The sequence below is a fragment of the Planomonospora alba genome (assembly GCF_039534085.1).
Taxonomy (GTDB): domain Bacteria; phylum Actinomycetota; class Actinomycetes; order Streptosporangiales; family Streptosporangiaceae; genus Planomonospora_B; species Planomonospora_B alba.
Genome location: NZ_BAAAUT010000017.1, coordinates 1 through 20,062, shown reverse-complemented (window position 1 = coordinate 20,062; position 20,062 = coordinate 1). Strand labels below are relative to the sequence as shown.

Here is a 20,062-nt window from a genome sequence, read left to right as displayed (position 1 = left end):
CGTTGACGGTCGGCGCCGGTCGTCGGCCGGCGGGGTGTTCAGGTCGGGGATGCGGCGCGCAGCAGGCGGAGCTGGCCGATCTCGGCGGCGTTCTTCATCAGTTCGGCGTTGACCCAGGCGGCCATGTGGGCGACGGTGTGGCCGGAGTCCGGCGGCCACGGGAACGGGGCGGGGGCGTCGAGGTCGGCGTCGGTGAGCCGGTCGAGTGCGGCGAGCCAGTCGGCGTTGAGGGCGCGTAGCCATGCGATGGCGGCTTCGCCGCCGCCCGGCCAGGTGATGTCGGTCCTGTCCCGCGGGGTGCGGCCTCGGGCGTGGTCGGTGGCCACGCTCCACCACCAGCCGATGTGCCAGGTCAGCCAGGCGATGGTGGGGACGGGCACGGGGTCGGGTTCGGTGTCGGCCCAGTCGGGCGTCCAGGTCCCGCCGGTGTCGCGGCGCACCGTCCAGCAGTGGGGGGCGGGTTCCCACAGGAAGTCGTCGGGTTCCAGCCGCTCCAGGTGGTACTCGAACAGGGACCAGGTCAGGTCGGACTGCCAGCGCAGCAGATCGCGTCGGGATGCGTGCACGGGCCGATGCTGGCACGGCGTCGCCGCGGCGGGGAAACGGTTTTCGCGAGTCTGGTGTTTGCCGGGTCGGCAAGAAAGTTTGCCGGGTGGTGCGGGGTGGCCGAGGATCGGGGGTGGACGGAGATGCGTGGAAGGAGACGCGGGTGATGCATGACGGCATGTCGGCCGAGGAGTTCTGGGACGCCCGGTACGGCGGGAGCGAGCGGGTGTGGAGCGGTGATCCCAACGTGGCGCTGGTGCGCGAGGTGTCGGATCTGGCGCCGGGCCGGGCGCTGGACCTGGGGTGCGGCGAGGGGGCCGATGCGATCTGGCTGGCGCTGCGGGGGTGGCGGGTGACCGCGGTGGACGTCTCGGGGGTCGCGCTGGAGCGTGCGGCGCGGCAGGCGGCGGAGGCGGGGGTGGCCGGGCGGGTCGACTGGCAGCGGCACGATCTCGGGGTGTCCTTCCCCGAGGGGGAGTTCGATCTGGTCTCGGCGCATTTCCTGCACTCGCCCGAGGAGGGTATGCCGCGGGAGAAGATCCTGCGGGCGGCGGCCTCGGCGGTCGCGCCCGGTGGGGTGCTGCTGATCGCGGGGCACGCGGGTCCTCCGCCGTGGGATCCGGACGGTTATCCGGGGGTGCGGCTGCCGACGGCGCGGGAGGTGCTGGAGGACCTCGAGCTGCCGCAGGGGCGGTGGGAGGTGCTGCGCTGTGAGGAGTACGAGCGGATGCAGACGGCTCCGGACGGGCGGGTCGTCACGCGCACGGACAACGTGCTGAAGGTGCGGCGTCTGGGCGGGTGAGCGGTCGCGGGGTGCGGGTGGCGGGGGCCTCCGGCGGGCCGGGGTCCGCTCCCCCGGGGCGTGCGGTGCGGTGGCGGGTACGGCGTCCAGCATCACGGATCCGGCGCCGCTCCCCCGGGGCGTGCGGTGGCGGGTACGGGCGCGGCCCCGGGGGGCTCCGTGCGGGGTTCCGGGGCCGCGCCGTGCCGGGGCGGGTCGTTCAGCGGTCCGGGCTGTGGTAGCCGGTCTGCGTGTGCGGTTGTCTGGCCTGCTGCTGGCCGCCCTGCTGCTTGCCCCTGTGCAGTGAGGCGGTGCGTTCCTCGTGGTGGTGCGGTTCGCTCTTGGGCCGGGAGTGGCGCTGCTTGGAGCCTCCGGTGGTGGCGTTCTCCTCGCTGGGGCTCTTGCCCGACTGGCGGGCCTTGCGGGCGGCGGCGCGGCGTTGCTGCTCGTTGCCCTCCATCTTCTTGCGGACCATCTCTGCTCTCCCCCTTTTTTTTCCTTCTCGGTGTGGGTGGTGCGGGTCGGTCGTGGGGTGGGGGGTTCAGCCGCCGGTCCACCAGCGCATGGCGGCGGCGGCCGTCTGTCGGGGTACTTCGTGGCCGCCGGTGAACTCCTCGTAGGTGACGGGGTATTCGCTCTTGCGCAGCTGGGGGACGAGGCGTCGGCTGCAGCGTTCGATCGGCAGGACGCGGTCGCCGGTGCCGTGGGAGATGTGGAAGCGGGGGCGGCCGTGGCGCACGAGGGGGGCCATGAAGCCCGGGGAGAAGGCCAGGACGGCGGTGAACAGGTCGCCGTTGGACACGCCGAGGGACAGGGCGTAGGAGGCTCCGTCGGAGAAGCCGGCGACGGCGACGTGGCCGGGTTCGACGGTGGTGCGGGTGAAGGTCTCGTGCAGGGCCGCGTCGAGCCGGGTCACGTCGGGTCCGTACCCTCCGGTGATCATGTCCCAGGTGGAGGCGATGGACTGGGGGGCCAGCAGCATCGCGTGGGCGGTGGCGGCGTGGGGGGACAGCCAGCCGAGGGCCTGTTCGGCGGTGCCGCCGGCGCCGTGGAGGACGACGGCCAGGCGGGTGGGCGGGTGGGGGGTCTGCGGGACGTGCAGCAGGGCCTGCCCGGTCAGGTGGTGGGTGCCGGGTTCGGCGGTGGAGGCGGTGAGGGCGGGACGGGCGGTCAGGCGGCCGTGTCGGGCTCCCTCGTCCGGGTGGGCGTGGGCGGGGGCTGTCTCCGGCACCGGCACTGTGATCACCTTCCGGTGTGGGTGTCCGTCGGGTGCTCCTCCCCTGCCCGCTGCCGCTGGAATGAAAGGGTGCGTACCTTCATATTTCAGTAATCGTGGCGGGTTCTTACCTCCGCTCCGGTCGCCCGCCGGTCCGCCGTGTTCAGCGGCAGCCGCTTGACCAGGGCGGGCCTGCTCCGTCAGGCGCCGGTGATACGGCACCGCCCGGTCTCCTGGGAGTCCTCGCCCTCCGGGGCTTGCGGCCCGGTCCCCCGGATCGGGTTCCGCCCGGGGCGCCGGGCCGGGTGCGGCGCCGCCGCCTTCGCGGACGGACCAGGGGGCCGGGATCCCGCTCCCCTGGTCCGGGGTGTCAGCGCTTGCCGCGCCGGCGGGCCAGCAGGCGGATGACGGTGCGGATGGTCAGCAGCAGCACCACTCCGACGATCTGGCCGCCCAGGACGATGCGGTTGACGTCGAGGGCGGGCTGCCAGCGGACCTCGCCGTCCTTGATGACGAACACGCCGGCGGGTGCGGCGCCGAGCCCGAATCCGCCTCCGGCGCCTTCCCCGGTGCCTTCGGCGGGGTGGCCGCCGTCCTGCTGCCTGCCGCCGCCCTTGCCCCTGCCTCCTCCCCCGCCTCCGGCGATCTTGGCGACGGGGATGACCGTGACGCCGTCGCGGGTGATGGGCTCGCCGAACACGCGGCTGGCGGCGGTGATGTCGCGGGCCTGCTCGGCCAGTTTCGTGATGTCCATCGTGGTGGTCCTCCCGGCTGGTCGGGGGCCGCCCGGAGGGCGGCGGTCCGGTGCTGCTGTCCCCACGATCATGCCTCGTGGGGCCGGTGGCGTGCGGCGGGCCGTACCGGAGGACGCCGACGGGGGCCGGGCATGGGCGCGCCCGGCTCGTAGGGGTCTGCTGCGGCCGGGCGGGGGCGCCGGGGACTGCGGTCCCGGGTCAGTGGGTCCAGGTCCAGTCGCGGATCTCGGGCAGGTCCTCGCCGTGCTCGCGGGTGTAGGCGCGGGCGCGCAGGCGGGCGTCGGACATCTGCTGGCGCAGGTGGGCGGCGCTGGTGCTCAGGCCGGGCACCCGGTCGATGACGTCCATGACGAGGTGGAAGCGGTCGATGTCGTTGAGCATGGCCATGTCGAACGGTGTGGTGGTGGTGCCCTCCTCCTTGTAGCCGCGCACGTGGATGTTGTGGTGGCCGCGGCGTCGGTAGGTGAGGCGGTGGATGAGCCACGGGTAGCCGTGGAAGTCGAAGATGACGGGTTTGTCAGGGGTGAACAGGGCGTCGAAGTGGGCGTCGGACAGGCCGTGCGGGTGCTCGGTGTCCGGTTGCAGGCGCATGAGGTCGACGACGTTGATGACGCGGACCTTCAGGTCGGGCAGGTACCGGCGCAGCAGCGAGGCGGCGGCCAGGGTCTCCAGGGTGGGCACGTCTCCGGCGCAGGCGAGCACCACGTCGGGGTCGGTGTCCGCGTCGTTGCTGGCCCACTCGATGATGCCCAGGCCTCGGGTGCAGTGCGCGATGGCCTCGTCCATGCTGAACAGGTCGAGCACGGGCTGCTTGCCGGCGACGATGACGTTGACGTAGTCGCGCGAGCGCAGGCAGTGGTCGCCGACCGACAGCAGGGTGTTGGCGTCCGGCGGCAGGTAGACGCGCACGACCTTGGCCTTCTTGTTGACCACGACGTCGAGGAAGCCGGGGTCCTGGTGGCTGAAGCCGTTGTGGTCCTGGCGCCACACGTGCGACGACAGCAGGTAGTTGAGTGAGGGGACGGGGCGGCGCCAGGGGATGTCGTGGCAGGCGTCCAGCCATTTGGCGTGCTGGTTGAACATGGCGTCGACGATGTGGATGAACGCCTCGTAGCAGTTGAACAGGCCGTGTCGGCCGGTCAGCAGGTAGCCCTCCAGCCAGCCCTGGCACAGGTGCTCGCTGAGGACCTCCATGACGCGTCCGCCGGGGGCCAGGTCCTCGTCGGTGGGCAGGGTCTCGGCGTTCCAGGCGCGGCCGGTGGTCTCGAAGACGGCCGACAGGCGGTTGGATGCGGTCTCGTCGGGGCCCATCAGCCGGAAGTTGTGCGGGTTGGCGGTGATGGTGTCGCGCAGGAACGCGCCGAGCACGCGAGTGGGTTCGCTGTGCTGGGTGGCGGGGGCCTTGACCTCGACGGCGTAGTCGCGGAAGTCGGGCAGGGCCAGCGGGCGCAGGATCTCGCCGCCGTTGGCGTGCGGGCTGGCGCTCATCCGGCGCGGGCCTTCGGGTACGGTCTGCAGGATCTCGGGCACGGGGCGGCCGTCGGTGTCGAACAGTTCCTCGGGCCGGTAGGAGCGCATCCACTGCTCCAGCAGCCGCCGGTAGTCGTCGTTGCCGCGGACGTCGCCCATCGGCACCTGGTGGGAGCGCCAGGTGCCCTCGACGGGTTTGCCGTCGACCTCGCGGGGGCCGGTCCAGCCCTTGGGCGTGCGCAGGATGATCATCGGCAGGTGCTCGGCCTGGCCGTTCTTGAATTCGGCGATCTGGTCGAAGACGACATCGAGGGTGCGGGCCATCAGCTCGTGCATGGTGGCGGGGTCGTCGCCGGCGACGATGTGCGGGCGGTAGCCGTAGCCCTCCATGAGTTTGACGAGTTCGTCTTCGGGGATGCGGGCCAGCACCGTCGGGTTGGCGATCTTGTAGCCGTTCAGGTGGAGGATCGGCAGGACGACGCCGTCATGGTAGGGGTCGAGGAACTTGTTGGAGTGCCAGCTGGCGGCCAGGGGGCCGGTCTCGGCCTCGCCGTCTCCGATGATGCAGGCGACGGCGAGGCCGGGGTTGTCGAAGGCGGCGCCGTAGGCGTGGGCGAGGGCGTAGCCGAGTTCGCCGCCCTCGTGGATGGATCCAGGGGTCTCGGGGGCGACGTGGCTGGGGACGCCGCCGGGGAAGGAGAACTGCCGGAACAGCTTGCGCATGCCGTCGGCGTCCTGGGTGATGTCGGGGTATTTTTCGGTGTAGGAGCCTTCCAGCCAGGCGTGTGCGACCGCGGCGGGGCCGCCGTGCCCGGGGCCGGCGATGTAGATCATCTCTTGGTCGCGCTCGGTGATGACGCGGTTGAGGTGGGCGAAGCAGAAGTTCAGTCCGGGTGTGGTGCCCCAGTGTCCGAGGAGGCGGGGTTTGATGTGCTCGGGCGCGAGCGGATCGGTCAGCAGGGGGTTGTCCAGCAGGTAGATCTGCCCGACGGACAGGTAGTTGGCGGCTCGCCAGTAGGCGTCGATTCGCTGCAGTTTCTCCATGCGGATGACAGTTCCCGCTTTTCACTTGATCATATAGGGGCCGAGGTCCTCGGGTGATCAAGGATTGCGGCCCGTGTCCCCGGTGCTTTCGGCGGTTGCGGCCGCCCGGCGGGAGCCGCCTGGCGGCCGCGCCGGAGCCTGCCGGGCACGGCGGCGGCACGGCGGCGGCAGGATGTGAGCGCGGTGGTGGCACCGCGGGAACCGGCGCGAGCGCGGTGGGGCCCGATGGCGTGGGACGAGGTGACTTTCGCCCCTAACCGTGCAGGTGAGCGCTCCGTCAGGCTGGACGGTATGAAACTCGACTCGGCCGGCCTGCAGGTGCTCTCCCGCGAGGAGTGCGTCCGCCTGCTGGCCTCCCGTCCGATCGGGCGGATCGTCTTCACCGACCGTGCCCTGCCGGCGGTGCAGCCGGTCAACTTCTGCCTGGACGGAGAGGACATCGTCATCCGCACGACGGTCGGTTCCAAGCTGGCCGCCGCCACGCGCCGCACCGTCGTGGCGTTCGAGGTCGACGAGTTCGACCCCGCCGGGCGCACCGGGTGGTCGGTGACCGTGGTGGGGCACGCGCGGGCCGTGGAGGAGCCGGTGGAGATCGAGCGGTTGGCGGCGCTGCCGCTGGCGCCGTGGGCGCCGGGCAGCCGTGACCACTTCATCGCCATCACCACCGAGCAGGTCTCCGGGCGCCGGCTCACGCAGCCCGGCTGAGTGCCCCGGCCGGGTGCCGGGGGTGCGGGCTCGTCCGCCGCTGCCGCGCGATGCGGACCTGCGGGTGGCTTGTTCCGCGTCCGCGACGGGTGACGGACGCCTGCTGGAGCGCCTACCGATCAGTGATGGGCCGCGATGAGACGTCGCAGCGCGGCGTGGGCGGGTGGTCCCCACAGGGTGGTGATCCGCCAGGCCCGGTGGGCGGTCATCAGCGGGGCGCGCAGCGTCTCGCCCATGAAGGCGGTCTGGCTGGGGCCGCGCCCGTGACCGGGGCCCGCAAGGCGCGGGTCCCCGGGGGTTCCCGGTCAGGCCGGGGCCCGCGGCCGGGCGGCGGGCAGGGTGACGGTGATCTGCGCGGCCTGGCCCGGCCGGGTGTAGGTGACCGCGTTGCCGATCAGGTTGGCGAACAGCCGGTGGACCAGGACCGGGTCGGCCCGGACGGCGGGCAGCGGTCCGACGCTCACCTGCGGGACGGGGGTGTCCGGTCCCGCGGAGGCGGCGGTCACGTGCTCGTCGGCGATCCCGCGCACCAGCGCGCCCAGGTCGACCTCGACGGGCCGCAGTACGGCGTCGCGGGCGGTGGAGTAGGCGAGCAGGTCGTCGATCAGGTGCTTCATGCGGTCGGTGGCGGCCAGCGCCCGTTCCAGGCGGCCCACCTGCCGGTCGTGGCCGGGCTGGCCGGAGAGCTGCTCGTGCGCCAGCTCGGTGAACCCGCGCACCGCGCTGAGCGGGCTCTTCAGGTCGTGGGCGACGATGTCGGCGAACGCCTCCAGCTCGGCCTCGCGCCGCCGGGTCTGCTCGTACAGGCGGGCGTTCTCGATCGCCACGACGGCCGCGGTGGCCAGCGCGCCGACCATGGTCTCTTCCTCCTCGTCGAACTCGCCGCCGCCGCGCTTCCCGGTCAGGTAGAGGTTGCCGAAGACCTCCTCGCGCACCCGGACCGGCACGCCGAGGAAGGAGTGCATCGGCGGGTGGCCCTCGGGGAAGCCGTAGGAGGCGGGGTGGTCGGCCAGGTCGGCCAGGCGCAGCGGCCGCGGGTCCTCGATGAGCAGGCCGAGCAGGCCCTTGCCGTGCGGCCAGTGCTCGATCTTCGCGATCTCCTCCTCGGTGAGGCCCACCGGGATGAAGCGCTCCAGCGTGCCGCCCTCGCCGATCACGCCCAGCGCCCCGTAGCGGGCGTCGACCAGCGCGGTCGCCGCCTCGGTGATGCGGCGCAGCACGGTCTCCAGGTCGAGGTCGCTGCCGATGGAGACCACGGCCTCCAGCAGCGCGTGGATCCGGTCGCGGGCGGCGAGCACCGTCTCCAGGTGCTCCTGCAGCTCCGCCAGCAGGTCGTCCAGCCGCATGTGCGGAATCAGCGGCCTGCCGTTCACGCTCGCGCTCCATCGTCCATCGGTTCGCTCCCCCGGTGACAGGTCATTCCCTCCTGCGGCGGAGGAAACGGGCGCCCGCCGTCCGGTGGGAGACGGCATCGTGCTTCACCCTGCGCCGCGCCGTCCTGGAGACCATGGCGCCCGTGCCGTGAGCGCCCGCTCACCGGGCGGTCGGGTCCTCGGCCGTGACGTAGTGGTGCAGGCGGGCCGAGCCCTCCAGCATCGCCGCCGCCCGCCGGGTCAGCTCGGCCCCGCGCTCGGCGATGGCTGCGCGCAGCGCCTCGGTGCTGCCGGTGCGGCGCAGGCCCTCCAGGACGGGCCGGATGCGCTCCAGGGAGTGGCGGGACTGCCGGAGCATGGCGATCATCCGTGCGTCCCGGACCTCGGCCGGGCCGAACCGGCGGTAGCCGGTGCCGGGCTCGCGCCCCGGGGCCAGCAGCCCGGCGGCCTCCCACACACGCAGCGCGGAGGCGCGCACGCCCAGGTGGGCGGCGAGTTCTCCGATGCGCAGACCCGCACGCGGCGACGGGGGGCCTGGAACCTGCCCGGCCACCGCCTCGAGTGCCTCGCCCGCCGCGCGCAGGGCCAGGCGCTGCTCGTGCAGCGCGGCGTGGCCGGCGTCGACCAGCGCCAGCGCGCCGGGCAGGTCCCCGGTGTGCACGGCCTGCATGATCGACCTGGCGGTGTCCGACCCGTATCCGCGGGCCAGGGCCCGGTAGGCGAGCAGGGCCCGGCGGTGCCGGTCGTCGAACCTGCGGTACCCGTTCGGGGTGCGCGGGGCCGGCGGCAGGACGCCGGTGTCGGCGTAGTTGCGGACCTGCTGGGCCGAGATGCCCACCAGCCGCGCCAGGTCGACCGGGCGCAGCGCCCTGTCCGTACGGCCCACCCTCGCCCGCCCCTTCCGTCCTCGCCCCCGGCGGCCTGCGGGCCGTCCGCGACAATCTTTACCAGGTGCGGGCCCGCGGCCGGACGGCTCTAAGCTGTCCGACCATGCGCATCCTCCTGCCCGCCGGCGGTTCCCGCCGGGTCCTCGGGATCCTCGCGGCGGCCGTGTGCCTGGCCGCTCCGCCGTACGGCGCCGCCGCGCAGGCCGCTCCGCCGGAGAAGCCGCCGGGCACGCCGCTGGTGAGGACCGGCAGGCTGGCGGCCGTGGAGTGCTCGGAGCCGCCGATCACCGATGGGGGGATCCCCCGCGCGCGCGAATACCTGACGGCGGCCGTGGCGTGCCTGAACAGGTCGTGGTCGGCCCATCTGGCCCGGGCCGGGCTGCGGTTCCGCGCGCCGCGGGTGCGCTTCTACGACGAGCCGGTGGCGCGGGTGTGCGGGCAGAGGTGGCCGCACGCGGACGCCTTCTACTGCACGGAGCAGGGCACGCTGGTCTTCCCGCTCACCGGCCCGTGGATCGAGGACCGGACCGACCTGTACCCGTTCAAGCAGGCGGCCCACGAGTACGGCCACCACCTGCAGAGCCTCACGGGGATCCGGGCCGCCTACGAAAGGCGCGCCGCCCGTGCCCGCGGCGCCCTGCTGACCGAGCTCAAGCGCCGCTACGAGCTGCAGGCGGATTGCCTGGCCGGGGTGTTCCTGGGCAGCGTGCGGCACTCGCTGCCCCGCACCGGGCGGGACTGGGCTGCGCTGTCGGAGGCGATCCGCCGCAGCGGCGACGACGAGGCCGACCGCCTCCACGGCACCGTCACGCACGGCGACGGCGCCGACCGGCTGCGCTGGTTCACCCGCGGCTACGGCGCGCTGTCGCCGTCGGCCTGCGACACCTGGAGCGCGAAACGGTCCTGGGTGTCCTGAGGCGCTCAGCCTTCCCCGGGCCCGCCCTCGGACTGTCGGCGGGCGGGACCGGGGGCGGGCCCGCCGAGCGGCACGCTCCACTCCAGCCGGGTCCCGCCCTCCGGCGGCGACACCGCCTGGAAGGATCCGCCCAGGCCGGCGGCGCGCTCCGCCAGGCCGCGCAGGCCGCCGCGCCCGGTGCCGGCGGGCAGCCCGACGCCGTTGTCGCTGATCGTCAGGGTCAGCCGTCCGCCGGCGGCCTCCGCCGCGACCTCGGCCCGGGTGGCCTTGGCGTGGCGCAGGATGTTGGTCAGCGCCTCGCGCAGGACCGCCAGCAGGTGCTCGGCGGCCGGTGCGGGGACCTCGGCGTCGAGCGGGCCCTCCATGCGCAGGCCCGGCATGAAGCCCAGGTGCCCGCGTGAGCTCTCCACCAGCTCCACGATCCGCGCCCGGAGGCTGGGCTCGGCGGTGTCGCGGGGCGTCTGCAGCGCGAAGATCGTCGAGCGGATCTGCCGGATGGTCTGGTCCAGTTCGTCGATGGCGTGCTGCAGGCGGCCGGCGGCCTCGGGCCGGTCCACCTTCCGCACCGTGGCCATCAGCGTCATCGCCACGGCGAACAGCCGCTGGATGACGACGTCGTGCAGGTCCTTGGCGATGCGGTCGCGGTCTTCCAGCAGGCCGAGCAGTTCGGCGTCGCGGCGGGCCTCGGCCAGCTCCAGGGCCAGGGCCGCCTGCCCGGCGAAGGCGTGCAGCGTGCGCAGGTCGGCCTGGCTGAACGGCAGGCGGCCGATGCGCTTGCCGAGCTTGAGCACGCCGCGCACGACCCCCGCGGCGCCCAGGGGCACGGCGGCCACCGGGCCGACGGCCAGGTGCTCGGCGGTCACGGTCAGCATGTCGGTGTCGGACAGGTCGGTGGACATCAGGGGCTCCCCGCGCAGGAAGGCGTCCCCGGACAGCGAGCCGGTCACGGCCACCCGGTGGTCGGCCAGCAGGTCGGCGGCCTCGCCGTCGGCCACCGTCACCCGGAGCGTCTCGCGGGTGCCGTCGGGGAGCATGACGGCCACGATGTCGGCGTCGGCCATCTCGCGTGCCCGGCGCGCCACCCGGGTGAGGACCTCCTGGGGGCCGGTCCCCGACAGCAGGCTGGTGGTGATCTCCGAGGAGGCCTGCAGCCAGGTCTCGCGCCGCCGGGTGTCCTCGTACAGGCGGGCGTTCTCGATCGCCACGCCCGCCGCGGCGGCCAGCGCGACGACGATCGCCTCGTCGTCCTCGTCGAACTGCCCGCCGCCGCGCTTCTCGGTCAGGTAGAGGTTGCCGAAGACCTCCTCGCGCACCCGGACCGGCACGCCCAGGAAGGAGCCCATCGGCGGGTGGCCGGGCGGGAATCCGTAGGAGGCGGGGTGGTCGGCGATGTCGGCCAGGCGCAGCGGTCTCGGCTCCCTGATGAGCAGGCCGAGCAGGCCCTTGCCGTGCGGCCAGTGCTCGATGCGGGCGATCTCCTCCTCGCTCAGCCCGACGGGGACGAACTGCACCAGCGCGCGCTCCTCCCCGATCACGCCCAGCGCTCCGTAGCCGGCGTCGACGAGGGTGGCGGCGGTCTCCACGATGCGGCGCAGCACGGTCTCCAGATCGAGGTCGCTGCCCACCGAGACCACGGCCTCCAGCAGCGCGTGCACCCGGTCGCGGGTGGCCAACACCGCCTCCAGGCGGCTCTGCAGCTCCGCCAGCAGGTCGTCCAGGCGCATGTGCGGGCTGAGGGCGTGCCGTTGCCTGTCGGTCATACCGGGAGTCTCGCACCTCGGCCGGGACCTCGTTGGCTCCGGGGAGAGGCGGCCGGCCGGTCGGGCGGTTTCCGCGCCCTGCCGCACCGGCCGGGACGCCCGGTGCGGCAGGGCGTCCCGGCGGCACCGGTACGGGGCGTGCCGGGTGGGCTGTTTTGACCGGTGACGGCAGCGGGAAGGCAGGGACGGAAAGGACAAATGGGATAAACGGTGTAAACCGTCCGTCAGAGAAGGGAACCGTCATGTCCCGTCACCTCCGGCCGATCGCGGCCGCCGCACTGACCGGCTTCGGGTTGCTGCTGACCAGCACCCCCGCCTCGGCCCAGCCCGACCCCAACCTCCCGGCCCTGCCCGGAACCGGCGGCTGGGTCACCTGCCAGTGCGAATCCGGCCCCGCCACGGCCCTCATCCCGCCCCAGGCTCCGGCCGCCCCGACCGCTCCGGCCTTCCCGAGCATGGTCCCGTCGGCCGCCGGCGAGGACGAGAACGGCGAGGACGAGACGGAGACGCCCGGGACGGGGGAGCCCGGGACGGGGGAGCCCGGGACGGGGGAGCCCGGGACGGGGGAGCCCGGCACCGAGGCGCCCGAGACCGAGGTGCCCGGCGCCATCACCGTCGGCGACGTCGAGACCGGCGACATCACCACCGGGCCCATCGTCACCGTCACCGTCGAGTAGGCGGCCAACGGCCTCCGGAGTCCCCGGCCGCCTCGGCCGGGGACTCCCCCGCGTGCGAGGCGGCGGACCGCGGCGCGCGGGTACGGCCTCCTCGACGTCGCCGGCCTTCGGCCGCCGCCTCGAACCCCGCCGCCGGGCGCAGCGGCGGTGCGGCGGGAACCGGCTCGGCGAAGGGCACGCCCACGGCGAAGACCGTGCCGCCGACGACGCCCATGCCGCCCCGGACGTGGGGCGGGCCGCAGGTCAGGCGGGCGGGCGGACCCTGCGGTTGCGGACGGCGTCATCGCGGTCGAGGTGGGCCAGGACGGCCGCGAGCACCGCGCGGGTCTCGGCGATCCGGTCCGCGCCGAACCGCTCGGCGAGCTCGGCCTCCAGCGTGGCGCGGTGGGCGCGGGCCGCCTCGACGGCGGCCGCGGCGTGCGGTGTCAGGCGAAGCAGGCGGGTGCGGGCGTCGCCGGGAGCGGGCTCACGGGTGAGCAGGCCGCGGCGCTCCATGTCACCGGCGGCCTTGGACGCCGCCTGCTGGGTGACGCCCATGCGCTCGGCCAGGGCGGTGACGGACAGCGGCGCCTGCAGGAGGTGCTGGATGACCACGCCGTCGTTGAAGCGCAGGCCGCCGAAGCCGTCGTCGGCCATGCGGCGCCGCACCTCGTCCGTCATGGCCCAGCCGGCGAACAGGGCCACCAGGGACAGATCGAGCGTCTCCGTGCGAGAATTAACAACCATGGTTGTGAATTCTCCCGTCCCGCCCGCCGACCTGCTCGAGGAGTTCGTGGGAATCGCCCACCGCATCGTGTGGTGCTCCCTCGCCACCGTGGACGGCCGCGGCCGGCCGCGCTCCCGTGTCATGCATCCGTACTGGGAGCGGACCGGCGACGGCGTCGTCGGATGGGTCCTCACCCGTCCCACCCCGCTCAAGGTGGCGCACCTGTCGCAGCATCCGTACGTGTCGTGCTCGTACTGGGATCCGGCCCACGAGGTGGCGGTGGCCGAGTGCGAGGCCGCCTTCGCCGATGACGAGGCGACGAGGAAGAAGGTGTGGGACCTGTTCGCGAACGCGGACGAGCCGCTCGGCTACGACCCGCGCATCCTGGGCGGCGAGGACCACCGGGACGCGCGCATCACCGTGCTCAAGATGACGCCCTGGCGGCTCAGCACGCTCAAGGCGGCGTGGCGGCGCCCCGCCTGACCGGCGGCGGCGGTGTCCGCGCCGGGCTGGGCCGGGCAGCTGACCCGCCCGGCCCTCCGGGCGGGTCAGCTGCGGCCGAGCATCTCAGCGGTGAGGACGCCGCCGCCGAGGCCCCAGCCGCCGTCGGGGACCTCCTCGAGGAGGACCAGAGTGGTCGCCCTGGCGCGCTCGCCGTACACCTCGGCGTAGGCGTCGGTGACGGCGTCGATGAGCTTCTTCTTGGATTCGGGGGTCAGGGTGTCGGCGGGGACCTTGAGGTTGGCGAACGGCATGATGACTACCTTTCGTGCGATGGTGATTCGGAGTGAGGCGGCCGAGGACGGCAGCCCCTCGGCGCCCGCGCACCGGTAGGGCCCGGCCCGGAGGCGCCGGCGACGGCGACGGCCCGCCGTGCGGCGATCAGACGATCCCGCCGTTCGCGCGCACGACCTGTCCGTTGATCCAGTGTCCGGCCGGGCTCGCCAGGAAGGAGACGACCTCGGCGATGTCCTCGGGGGTGCCGAGCCGCTCCAGCGGCGGCTGTTTGGCGAGCCGCTCGATCGTCGCCTCGTCCTTGCCGTCCAGGAACAGTTCGGTGGCGGTCGGTCCGGGCGCGACGGCGTTGACCGTGATGTCCCGTCCCCGCAGCTCGCGGGCGAGCACCAGCGTCATCGCCTCGACGGCGCCCTTGCTCGCGGCGTACGCCCCGTAGCCGGGGAACTGCAGGCCGACCACGGAGGTGGACAGGTTGACGAGGGCGCCCCCGGCGCGCAGGCGGCGCGCGGCCTCCCGGGCCATCACGAACGCGCCGCGGATGTTGGTGCGGTGCAGGGCGTCCAGCTCGTCCAGGTCGAGGTCGGCGATCGGGGACAGCGACAGCCGCCCCGCCGAGTTGACGACCACGTCGACTCCGCCGAAGGACTTCTCCGCCGCGTCGAACATCTCCGCGACGGCGCCCTCGTCGGCCACGTCGGCCCGGAGCGGTACCGCCCGGCCCCCGGACGCCGTGATCTCCTCGACCACCTGTGCCGCGGCGGAGGCCGATCCGTGGAACCCCACCGCGACCGCGCAGCCGCGTGCCGCCAGCGCCACCGCGATCGCCCTGCCTATCCCCCGCGAGCCGCCGCTGACGACGGCCACGCGCTGATCACTCATGGAGGACTCCTCTCCCCTATCGCCGATATGGATCTGCCGTATCGGCGCTACAAGACGACGGTAGCACAGATTCGTATCGCCGCTATCGGGTGGCGCTATCATCGATCGCATGGCAGAGACGGACACGCTCCGCGCGGCGATGATCGAGGCCGCGGAGCGGCAACTGGCGTCCTCCTCCGACCACGAGATCGCCACGCGCGCGGTCTGCGAGGCTGTCGGCGTGAGCCAGCCCGTGCTCTACCGCTTGTTCGGTGACAAGCGCGGGCTGCTCGACGCCGTCGCCGACCACGGGTACGAGCGGTACGCCGCGCTCAAGGCCGCCCAGGAGCAGACCGGCGACCCGGTCGCCGACCTGCACGCCGGCTGGGACGGCCACATGGCGTTCGCGCGGGCGAACCCCGCCCTCTACCAGCTGATGTTCACTCCGCGGCCGTGGTCGCACTCGACGGCGCGAGATCGCGTGATGGACCTGCTGGTGGCGGCGCTCACCCGGTGCGCGGCGGTGGGCGCGCTGAAGCTCGAACCGCGGACCGCCGCTCAGCTGATCTTGTCGGCGAACATCGGGACCGCGCTGGACCACATCGCCAGACCCGCTCTGTTCGAGGACCCCGCGCTGTCCCACCGCATGCGCGACGCCGTGTTCTCGCACGTGCTGACCGAGACGTCCGCCCGGCAGGACGCCGATCCTCTGCGGACCGCCGCGCTGCGCCTGCGCGCACAACTCCAGCTCGGCGGCACCGACGCCCTCGAACCGGCCGAAACCGCTCTCCTGCAGCGATGGCTCGAACGCATCGCACAGCCCTGATCCGCCGGATGCGCCGCGGGACGCCGAGGACGTAGCGGCCGATCGCTTGGTTGCGGGAGCCTGCGATGCCGACGGTGGTGGCGCCTCCGCTCCCGACGGTGACGCCGGCGGCTGCCGGCGTCGGGCACGGCCGGCGCCGCGGTGGGGCACGCGTCCGGCGTGCAGGCGGCCGGCCGCGGCGCGGACGCGCTTGCGCAGGCCGCGGCGCGGCCCGCGCCGTCACCCGGGAGCGCCCTGGGCGTCGTCGCCGTCGTCGTCGCGCTGGTGACCGCGGCGGGCGTCGCGGTCGAAGATGCCCAGGATCTCGCAGGGCCCGCCTTCGGCGCCGATCGCGTGCGGCATCATCGTGGGGAACTCGGCGGCCTGGTTGGTCTCGAGGCGGAAGCGGCGGTGACCGAGCATGAGGACCGCCGTGCCGGACAGGACGACGAGCCATTCGCGTCCCGGGTGGGCGCGCATGCGCGCCGGGTTCTCGGGGGGCGGCCCGGTCATGCGCTGGCGCACCACGCTCATCCCGGGGTCGGCCTTGACGGTCCAGTGCATCCGGCCGCGGGCGCCGTCGATCACCGGGCTGGTGACGACGTCGTCGGCGGCGGTCTCCACGAGTTGATCCAGCGTGGTGTCCAGGGCGCGGGCGAGGGTGACCAGCTGGTCCAGTGCCAGGCGGCGCCGGCCGTTCTCGATGCGGCTCAGCGAGGACTGGCTGATGCGGGCACGGGAGGCCAGCTCCTCCAGGGACCAGCCCTGCGCCACCCGCAGGGCGCGGATGCGTTTGCGTACGAGGCTGTCCAGGTCTCCATCTTCTTGCGTCATGAGCAACATCGTATGCCTCAGTCGCAAACACGGCTTAACGTCGTGTCCGGACGGTCCGCGACGCCCGGCCGGGAAAGGCAGGAGGCCACGACTGCGACGGCTTCTCCGCACGCGAGCGACGCACCACCCGGCGGGGCCGTCGACGCGTCCCGGCTGTGGCGGCCCGGACGCGGGCCCGCGCCGGGGGCCCGGGCGCTCTGAAGCCGCCGCTGCCTCGACGTGTGCGGCGGCCCGGGCCCCGCCCCCCTTCACCCGGCGGCCGGCCATGCTCCGGCGCCGACTCGGCACGCCCATTTCGAGAGGAATCCCATGAGTACGAACGAGCCCGTACAGGCCGCGCAGGCCGATGGCGGGGACGTCCCCGACGCGCGCCGGCTGCGCACGATCCTGATCACCGTCTCCATCGCCCTGATGGCGGTCATCGCCTCGGTGACCGGGCTGAACGTCGCGCAGACCCACATGGCCGTGGAATTCGACGCCTCCCAGAGCACGGTCCTGTGGATCATCAACGGCTACACCCTCGCCCTGGCCGCACTGCTGCTGCCGCTCGGCGCCGTCGGCGACCGCCTGGGCCGCAAGCCCGTGCTCGTCACCGGACTGAGCGTCTTCGGCGTCGCCACCGTCGTCGCGGGCCTGGCTCCGACGGCGGAGGTGATGCTCGCCTCCCGCGTGGCGGGCGGCGTGGGCGCCGCCATGATCATGCCGATCACGCTCGCCGTCATCACCTCCACCTTCCCGGAAGAGCAGCGCGGCAAGGCGATCGGCGTGTGGACCGGCATCGCCGGCGGCGGCGGCGTCCTGGGGATGTTCCTCTCCGCGCTCCTCGTCGACGTCGCCGACTGGCGCCGGCTGTTCGTCCTGCCGGCGGTGCTGGTCCTCGTGGCCCTGGCCATGACGCTGAAGTCGGTTCCCGACTCCCGCCAGACCTCGGCCCACCGATTCGACACCATCGGCGCAGTGGTCTCCGCCGTCGCCGTGGTCGGCCTCATCTTCGCCCTGCAGGAAGGCCCCGAACGCGGCTGGACCGCCCCCGCGACGCTGTTCGGCCTCGCCGTCGGCCTCGTGGCCGCCGTCGGCTTCGTGGCCTGGGAGCTGCACCGCCGCGACGCCTCGCTGCTGGACGTGCGGCTGTTCCGGGAGCGCGGACTGGCCGGCGGCTCGATCACGCTGCTGGTGGTCTTCGGTATCCAGGCGGGCATCGGCGTGGTCCTCTTCCCGTTCCTGCAGGCCGTACTCGGCTGGTCGGGCCTGCTGTCCACGACGGCGATGATGCCCATGGCCGTCATGATGATGACGGCCTCCGGCCTGGCCCCCAGGCCGGCCGCGCGTATCGGCGCTCGCTCGACCGCGGTGGCGGGCATCGCGCTGTCCGGCGTCGGCATGGCGCTCATGGCCCTGTTCGCCTCCGTCGGCGGCGGCTACCCGTCCGTCCTGCCCGGCCTGCTCTCCATGGGCGTCGGCATGGGCCTGTCGATGACCCCGTCCACGGAGGCGATCACCGCCTCCCTGCCGCGCGGGAAGCAGGGCGTCGCCTCCGCACTCAACGACGTCACCCGCGAGTTCGGCACCGCGCTCGGCGTCGCCCTGCTCGGCGCGCTCGTGTCCGCCGGCTACCGCGGCGCCATCGACGACAGGCTGCACGGTGTCCCCCAGGAGGCCGCCGACACCGCGCGGGAAGGCGTGGCCAACGCCGTCGCAGCGGCGGGCGGCGCCGGCCTGCACGCGCAGGACCTGCTCCACGCGGCCCAGCAGTCCTTCGTCGACGGCTGGCGGCAGGCCATGTGGGCGGGCGCCGCCGTCATGGGCGTCCTGCTCGTCTACATCGCCTTCCGCGGCCCCGAGAACACGCCTGCCGCGATCGAGGACGAGGCGGAAGCCACTGAGGCCGTCACCGCCCGCTGACCGCACGGCACCGGGCAACGGCCGCCCTCCGCGGGCGCCCGGGACACGCGGCGACGCGGAGCGCTCCGATCGCTCTTCCGCCGCCGTCCTCTCCGTCGCCCCCCGTACCCGGCGCGGAAAAGCCCCGGAGCCTGCCGCGCCGAGGCCGGCTGCGCCGATCCGCCGGCCGGGCACGGCCGGCACCGGGCCGGGACGCCGGGAACCGGACGGTCACCCCGGCGTCTCCGGCGGCGGCGCGGCGCGCAGCTCGGCGGCGACCGCCCGTTCCCTCAGCCCGGCCGCCTCGGCCCGCGCGGCCTCCAGCTGCTGGCGCAGATCGGCCACGCGCGACCGCTCCAGCAGCAGCTCCAGGCGTGCCTCGTCACGCTCGGCCCGCATCCGCTCGGCGTCCTGCCGGAGCGCCCGCCCCTCCTGCTCGGCGGCGGCGACCCGGCGGGCGGCCGACTCCTCCGCCGCGGCGACCCGCGCGGCCGCGTCCGCCTCGACCTGTACGGCCTGCGCCTGCGCCTGCGCCTGGGCGGTGCGCGCCTCGACCGCGTGCATCTCCGCCTGGGCCCGTGCCCGGGCCTGCTCGTCGGCGCGGGCCAGGGCTCTGTCCCGCTCGGCGGCGGCGGCCTCGGCCTGCGCCGCCGCGGCGGCGGCGGCCTGCTCGGCCTCGGTCCTCGCTTCGCTCGCCCGCTCCGCCGCGGCGCGCGCCTCGTCGCGCTCGGCCAGCGCCCGCTCCGCCCGCTCCCGGTCCTGTACGGCCCGCGCCAGCGCCTCGTCGCGCTCGGCCTCTGCGGCCTCCACCCGCTCGGCCATCTCCCGCACCGCCGCGTCCCGCGCCGCCTCGGCCTGCTCGGCCCTGCGCCGCGCCTGCGCCTCGGCCTTCCTGGCCATGCGCTCGGTGCCGGCCGCCTCGCGCAGCGCGGCCAGCGCCTGCTCGCGCGCGGTCTCGGCGTCGCGCAGCGCGGTGTCGCGCTCGGCCAGGGCCTCGGCCGCCTGCGCGGCCATCGCGTCGCGCTCCCGGCGGGCGTGCTCGGCGGCCTCGCGGGCGAGCCGTACCTGCTCGAACGCCTGCTCCCGTTCGGTGCGCGCGATCGCCACCCTGGTGTGCGCCTCGGCCTGCACCGCGCTGATCCGCGCCTCCACCCCGGCCGGGCTCAGCTCCTCGGCGAGCACCTGGGCCAGCGGGGCGATGGCCGCCGCCATGCCCTTCTCCATGCGCTCGTAGAACTCCTCCGCCCGGGCCAGCGCCCCCTCCAGCCCCGGGGTCGCCCGGCGCAGCTCCCGCTCCCGCTTGGCCGCGGCCTGGCAGTCGCCGTCCGGGCAGTAGGAGCGTGGCCGTCCCCGCCCCGGCCGCTGCTCGACCGGGCGCCCGCAGTGCTTGCACGGCCTGACCGCAGCCGTCTGCTCCGTCATGGGCTCAGCCTAGCATTATTTTTTTCTGGAAAATAAAAATAAACAAATCTGGTCTGTTGCGCCGCTGGAAGTGTTCACCAACTACCGGGAATGACAATTCCCGCAAGTTGGAAGGTGGCGGGCCACCGGTCCGACCGAGGCGTCAGTGCGACTCTGCACCAGGATGTCTAGGACTCTGCATGAGGTGTCAATGCGCAGGTCGCCGACGGTTTCCTGTGATCGGGATCCTTCACGGCCACCGCCCCGGCAGCGCCGCCAGCACGGTGAACACCACGCCGGCGGCTGTCCGCAGGTCACTCGTGTCCGGCGACGCTGGGTCCGACCTGGCGGGCGGTGTGAGCGAAGGAGCGGATCAGGTCGGTTTCGGTGGCGGTGCGCCACAGCAGCGCCCACCGTGCTGGAGGTGCGTCGCGAATCGGTACGTAGACGATGTCGGGCCGGGAGTGGTAACGGCTGGCATGGGAGTGTACGAGCGCGACGGCTTCGCCGTTGGACAGGATCGGCAGCAGTTCGCTCTCGGCGGTGACGGCCGGCCCCACGCGGATCGGCCGCCCGCCGGGGGTGTGGCTGGGGACGAGGGCCTGCCGCCAGTAGTCGGGTTTGGCACCGCCGATGACGATCTCGTCGGCCAGGTCTGGAGTTGCCCCGGTTCGATAGACACATCAGGGCTTGCGGCTACGCGGCAGCA

At 73.9% G+C, this 20,062-nt stretch carries 21 protein-coding genes; 7 read left to right on the top strand and 14 right to left on the bottom strand.

Features of this window, described 5'->3' with window-relative positions:
• Positions 1–38: 38 nt before the first annotated feature.
• Positions 39–566 (bottom strand): DinB family protein, encoded by a 528-nt coding sequence (locus ABD823_RS12460; RefSeq protein WP_344858983.1) that lies wholly within the window; start codon positions 564–566, stop codon positions 39–41.
• Positions 567–679: 113 nt separating this feature from the next.
• On the opposite strand from ABD823_RS12460, the gene ABD823_RS12455 reads away from it, so the two are divergent.
• Entirely contained in the window at positions 680–1,348 is a 669-nt protein-coding gene (locus ABD823_RS12455) for a class I SAM-dependent methyltransferase (RefSeq protein WP_344858981.1), read from the top strand.
• 199 nt (positions 1,349–1,547) lie between these two features.
• On the opposite strand, the gene ABD823_RS12450 is transcribed toward ABD823_RS12455, so the two are convergent.
• The 4 genes from ABD823_RS12450 to ABD823_RS12435 all read right to left on the bottom strand — a co-directional run bounded on the left by ABD823_RS12450 (position 1,548) and on the right by ABD823_RS12435 (position 5,812).
• A complete protein-coding gene (locus tag ABD823_RS12450; RefSeq protein WP_344858979.1) occupies positions 1,548–1,802 on the bottom strand; it encodes a hypothetical protein in 255 nt (84 codons plus the stop codon).
• A 66-nt stretch (positions 1,803–1,868) separates the two neighbouring features.
• Positions 1,869–2,558: an alpha/beta hydrolase gene (locus ABD823_RS12445; protein ID WP_344858977.1), complete on the bottom strand. Its 690-nt coding sequence runs from the start codon at positions 2,556–2,558 to the stop codon at positions 1,869–1,871.
• A gap of 355 nt (positions 2,559–2,913) precedes the next feature.
• Positions 2,914–3,297: a spore germination protein GerW family protein gene (locus ABD823_RS12440; RefSeq protein WP_344858975.1), complete on the bottom strand. Its 384-nt coding sequence runs from the start codon at positions 3,295–3,297 to the stop codon at positions 2,914–2,916.
• Positions 3,298–3,496: 199 nt separating this feature from the next.
• Positions 3,497–5,812 carry a phosphoketolase family protein gene (locus ABD823_RS12435; RefSeq protein ID WP_344858973.1) on the bottom strand — a complete coding sequence of 772 codons (2,316 nt, stop codon included), beginning with the start codon at positions 5,810–5,812 and terminating at the stop codon, positions 3,497–3,499.
• Between the two features lie 291 nt (positions 5,813–6,103).
• Here ABD823_RS12435 and ABD823_RS12430 point away from each other — a divergent pair, with 291 nt between their 5' ends.
• On the top strand, positions 6,104–6,517 hold the full coding sequence (locus ABD823_RS12430; protein WP_344858971.1) for a pyridoxamine 5'-phosphate oxidase family protein: 414 nt from the start codon (positions 6,104–6,106) through the stop codon (positions 6,515–6,517).
• A 305-nt stretch (positions 6,518–6,822) separates the two neighbouring features.
• Here the strand turns inward: ABD823_RS12430 and ABD823_RS12425 are convergent, their stop codons facing one another.
• Together ABD823_RS12425 and ABD823_RS12420 are read right to left on the bottom strand one after the other, a co-directional pair.
• The gene (locus ABD823_RS12425) at positions 6,823–7,863 is read right to left on the bottom strand and encodes a sensor histidine kinase (protein ID WP_344859153.1); all 1,041 of its coding nucleotides are present in this window, start codon (positions 7,861–7,863) and stop codon (positions 6,823–6,825) included.
• 187 nt (positions 7,864–8,050) lie between these two features.
• Positions 8,051–8,776 carry a MerR family transcriptional regulator gene (locus tag ABD823_RS12420; protein WP_344858969.1) on the bottom strand — a complete coding sequence of 242 codons (726 nt, stop codon included), beginning with the start codon at positions 8,774–8,776 and terminating at the stop codon, positions 8,051–8,053.
• Between the two features lie 104 nt (positions 8,777–8,880).
• Here ABD823_RS12420 and ABD823_RS12415 point away from each other — a divergent pair, with 104 nt between their 5' ends.
• Positions 8,881–9,693 (top strand): neutral zinc metallopeptidase, encoded by an 813-nt coding sequence (locus tag ABD823_RS12415; protein WP_344858967.1) that lies wholly within the window; start codon positions 8,881–8,883, stop codon positions 9,691–9,693.
• Positions 9,694–9,698: 5 nt separating this feature from the next.
• On the opposite strand, the gene ABD823_RS12410 is transcribed toward ABD823_RS12415, so the two are convergent.
• A complete protein-coding gene (locus ABD823_RS12410; protein WP_344858965.1) occupies positions 9,699–11,453 on the bottom strand; it encodes a GAF domain-containing sensor histidine kinase in 1,755 nt (584 codons plus the stop codon).
• 242 nt (positions 11,454–11,695) lie between these two features.
• Between ABD823_RS12410 and ABD823_RS12405 the strand changes: the two genes are divergently transcribed.
• The gene (locus tag ABD823_RS12405; protein ID WP_344858963.1) at positions 11,696–12,130 is read left to right on the top strand and encodes a hypothetical protein; all 435 of its coding nucleotides are present in this window, start codon (positions 11,696–11,698) and stop codon (positions 12,128–12,130) included.
• A gap of 243 nt (positions 12,131–12,373) precedes the next feature.
• Here the strand turns inward: ABD823_RS12405 and ABD823_RS12400 are convergent, their stop codons facing one another.
• Positions 12,374–12,856, bottom strand: a complete 483-nt coding sequence (locus ABD823_RS12400; protein ID WP_344858962.1) for a MarR family winged helix-turn-helix transcriptional regulator — start codon at positions 12,854–12,856, stop codon at positions 12,374–12,376.
• On the opposite strand from ABD823_RS12400, the gene ABD823_RS12395 reads away from it, so the two are divergent.
• Entirely contained in the window at positions 12,855–13,319 is a 465-nt protein-coding gene (locus ABD823_RS12395) for a pyridoxamine 5'-phosphate oxidase family protein (protein ID WP_344858960.1), read from the top strand. The two genes, ABD823_RS12400 and ABD823_RS12395, sit on opposite strands and share 2 nt — an antisense overlap.
• Before the next feature lie 65 nt (positions 13,320–13,384).
• Here the strand turns inward: ABD823_RS12395 and ABD823_RS12390 are convergent, their stop codons facing one another.
• Together ABD823_RS12390 and ABD823_RS12385 are read right to left on the bottom strand one after the other, a co-directional pair.
• A complete protein-coding gene (locus ABD823_RS12390) occupies positions 13,385–13,591 on the bottom strand; it encodes a tautomerase family protein (protein ID WP_344858958.1) in 207 nt (68 codons plus the stop codon).
• Positions 13,592–13,718: 127 nt separating this feature from the next.
• Positions 13,719–14,453 (bottom strand): SDR family oxidoreductase, encoded by a 735-nt coding sequence (locus tag ABD823_RS12385; RefSeq protein WP_344858956.1) that lies wholly within the window; start codon positions 14,451–14,453, stop codon positions 13,719–13,721.
• Positions 14,454–14,562: 109 nt separating this feature from the next.
• Between ABD823_RS12385 and ABD823_RS12380 the strand changes: the two genes are divergently transcribed.
• Entirely contained in the window at positions 14,563–15,258 is a 696-nt protein-coding gene (locus tag ABD823_RS12380; RefSeq protein WP_344858954.1) for a TetR/AcrR family transcriptional regulator, read from the top strand.
• Positions 15,259–15,477: 219 nt separating this feature from the next.
• Here ABD823_RS12380 and ABD823_RS12375 read toward each other — a convergent pair whose 3' ends face one another.
• Positions 15,478–16,071 carry a helix-turn-helix domain-containing protein gene (locus ABD823_RS12375; RefSeq protein WP_344858952.1) on the bottom strand — a complete coding sequence of 198 codons (594 nt, stop codon included), beginning with the start codon at positions 16,069–16,071 and terminating at the stop codon, positions 15,478–15,480.
• Between the two features lie 309 nt (positions 16,072–16,380).
• On the opposite strand from ABD823_RS12375, the gene ABD823_RS12370 reads away from it, so the two are divergent.
• Positions 16,381–17,973, top strand: a complete 1,593-nt coding sequence (locus ABD823_RS12370; RefSeq protein ID WP_344858951.1) for an MFS transporter — start codon at positions 16,381–16,383, stop codon at positions 17,971–17,973.
• Between the two features lie 210 nt (positions 17,974–18,183).
• Here the strand turns inward: ABD823_RS12370 and ABD823_RS12365 are convergent, their stop codons facing one another.
• Both ABD823_RS12365 and ABD823_RS12360 read right to left on the bottom strand, forming a co-directional pair.
• Positions 18,184–19,374, bottom strand: coding sequence for a coiled-coil domain-containing protein (locus ABD823_RS12365; protein ID WP_344858949.1), 1,191 nt, complete (start codon positions 19,372–19,374; stop codon positions 18,184–18,186).
• A gap of 293 nt (positions 19,375–19,667) precedes the next feature.
• Positions 19,668–20,006, bottom strand: a complete 339-nt coding sequence (locus ABD823_RS12360; protein WP_344859151.1) for a type 2 periplasmic-binding domain-containing protein — start codon at positions 20,004–20,006, stop codon at positions 19,668–19,670.
• Positions 20,007–20,062: the final 56 nt, after the last annotated feature.

Excerpts from the sequence above, each read along its gene's own strand:
- ABD823_RS12450 (WP_344858979.1), bottom strand. The coding sequence starts at position 1,802 with ATGGTCCGCAAGAAGATGGAGGGCAACGAGCAGCAACGCCGCGCCGCC.
- ABD823_RS12440 (WP_344858975.1), bottom strand. The coding sequence starts at position 3,297 with ATGGACATCACGAAACTGGCCGAGCAGGCCCGCGACATCACCGCCGCC.
- ABD823_RS12435 (WP_344858973.1), bottom strand. The coding sequence starts at position 5,812 with ATGGAGAAACTGCAGCGAATCGACGCCTACTGGCGAGCCGCCAACTAC.
- ABD823_RS12430 (WP_344858971.1), top strand. The coding sequence starts at position 6,104 with ATGAAACTCGACTCGGCCGGCCTGCAGGTGCTCTCCCGCGAGGAGTGC.
- ABD823_RS12425 (WP_344859153.1), bottom strand. The coding sequence starts at position 7,863 with ATGCGGCTGGACGACCTGCTGGCGGAGCTGCAGGAGCACCTGGAGACG.
- ABD823_RS12415 (WP_344858967.1), top strand. The coding sequence starts at position 8,881 with ATGCGCATCCTCCTGCCCGCCGGCGGTTCCCGCCGGGTCCTCGGGATC.
- ABD823_RS12410 (WP_344858965.1), bottom strand. The coding sequence starts at position 11,453 with ATGACCGACAGGCAACGGCACGCCCTCAGCCCGCACATGCGCCTGGAC.
- ABD823_RS12405 (WP_344858963.1), top strand. The coding sequence starts at position 11,696 with ATGTCCCGTCACCTCCGGCCGATCGCGGCCGCCGCACTGACCGGCTTC.
- ABD823_RS12395 (WP_344858960.1), top strand. The coding sequence starts at position 12,855 with ATGGTTGTGAATTCTCCCGTCCCGCCCGCCGACCTGCTCGAGGAGTTC.
- ABD823_RS12400 (WP_344858962.1), bottom strand. The coding sequence starts at position 12,856 with ATGGTTGTTAATTCTCGCACGGAGACGCTCGATCTGTCCCTGGTGGCC.
- ABD823_RS12390 (WP_344858958.1), bottom strand. The coding sequence starts at position 13,591 with ATGCCGTTCGCCAACCTCAAGGTCCCCGCCGACACCCTGACCCCCGAA.
- ABD823_RS12385 (WP_344858956.1), bottom strand. The coding sequence starts at position 14,453 with ATGAGTGATCAGCGCGTGGCCGTCGTCAGCGGCGGCTCGCGGGGGATA.
- ABD823_RS12380 (WP_344858954.1), top strand. The coding sequence starts at position 14,563 with ATGGCAGAGACGGACACGCTCCGCGCGGCGATGATCGAGGCCGCGGAG.
- ABD823_RS12375 (WP_344858952.1), bottom strand. The coding sequence starts at position 16,071 with ATGACGCAAGAAGATGGAGACCTGGACAGCCTCGTACGCAAACGCATC.
- ABD823_RS12370 (WP_344858951.1), top strand. The coding sequence starts at position 16,381 with ATGAGTACGAACGAGCCCGTACAGGCCGCGCAGGCCGATGGCGGGGAC.
- ABD823_RS12365 (WP_344858949.1), bottom strand. The coding sequence starts at position 19,374 with ATGACGGAGCAGACGGCTGCGGTCAGGCCGTGCAAGCACTGCGGGCGC.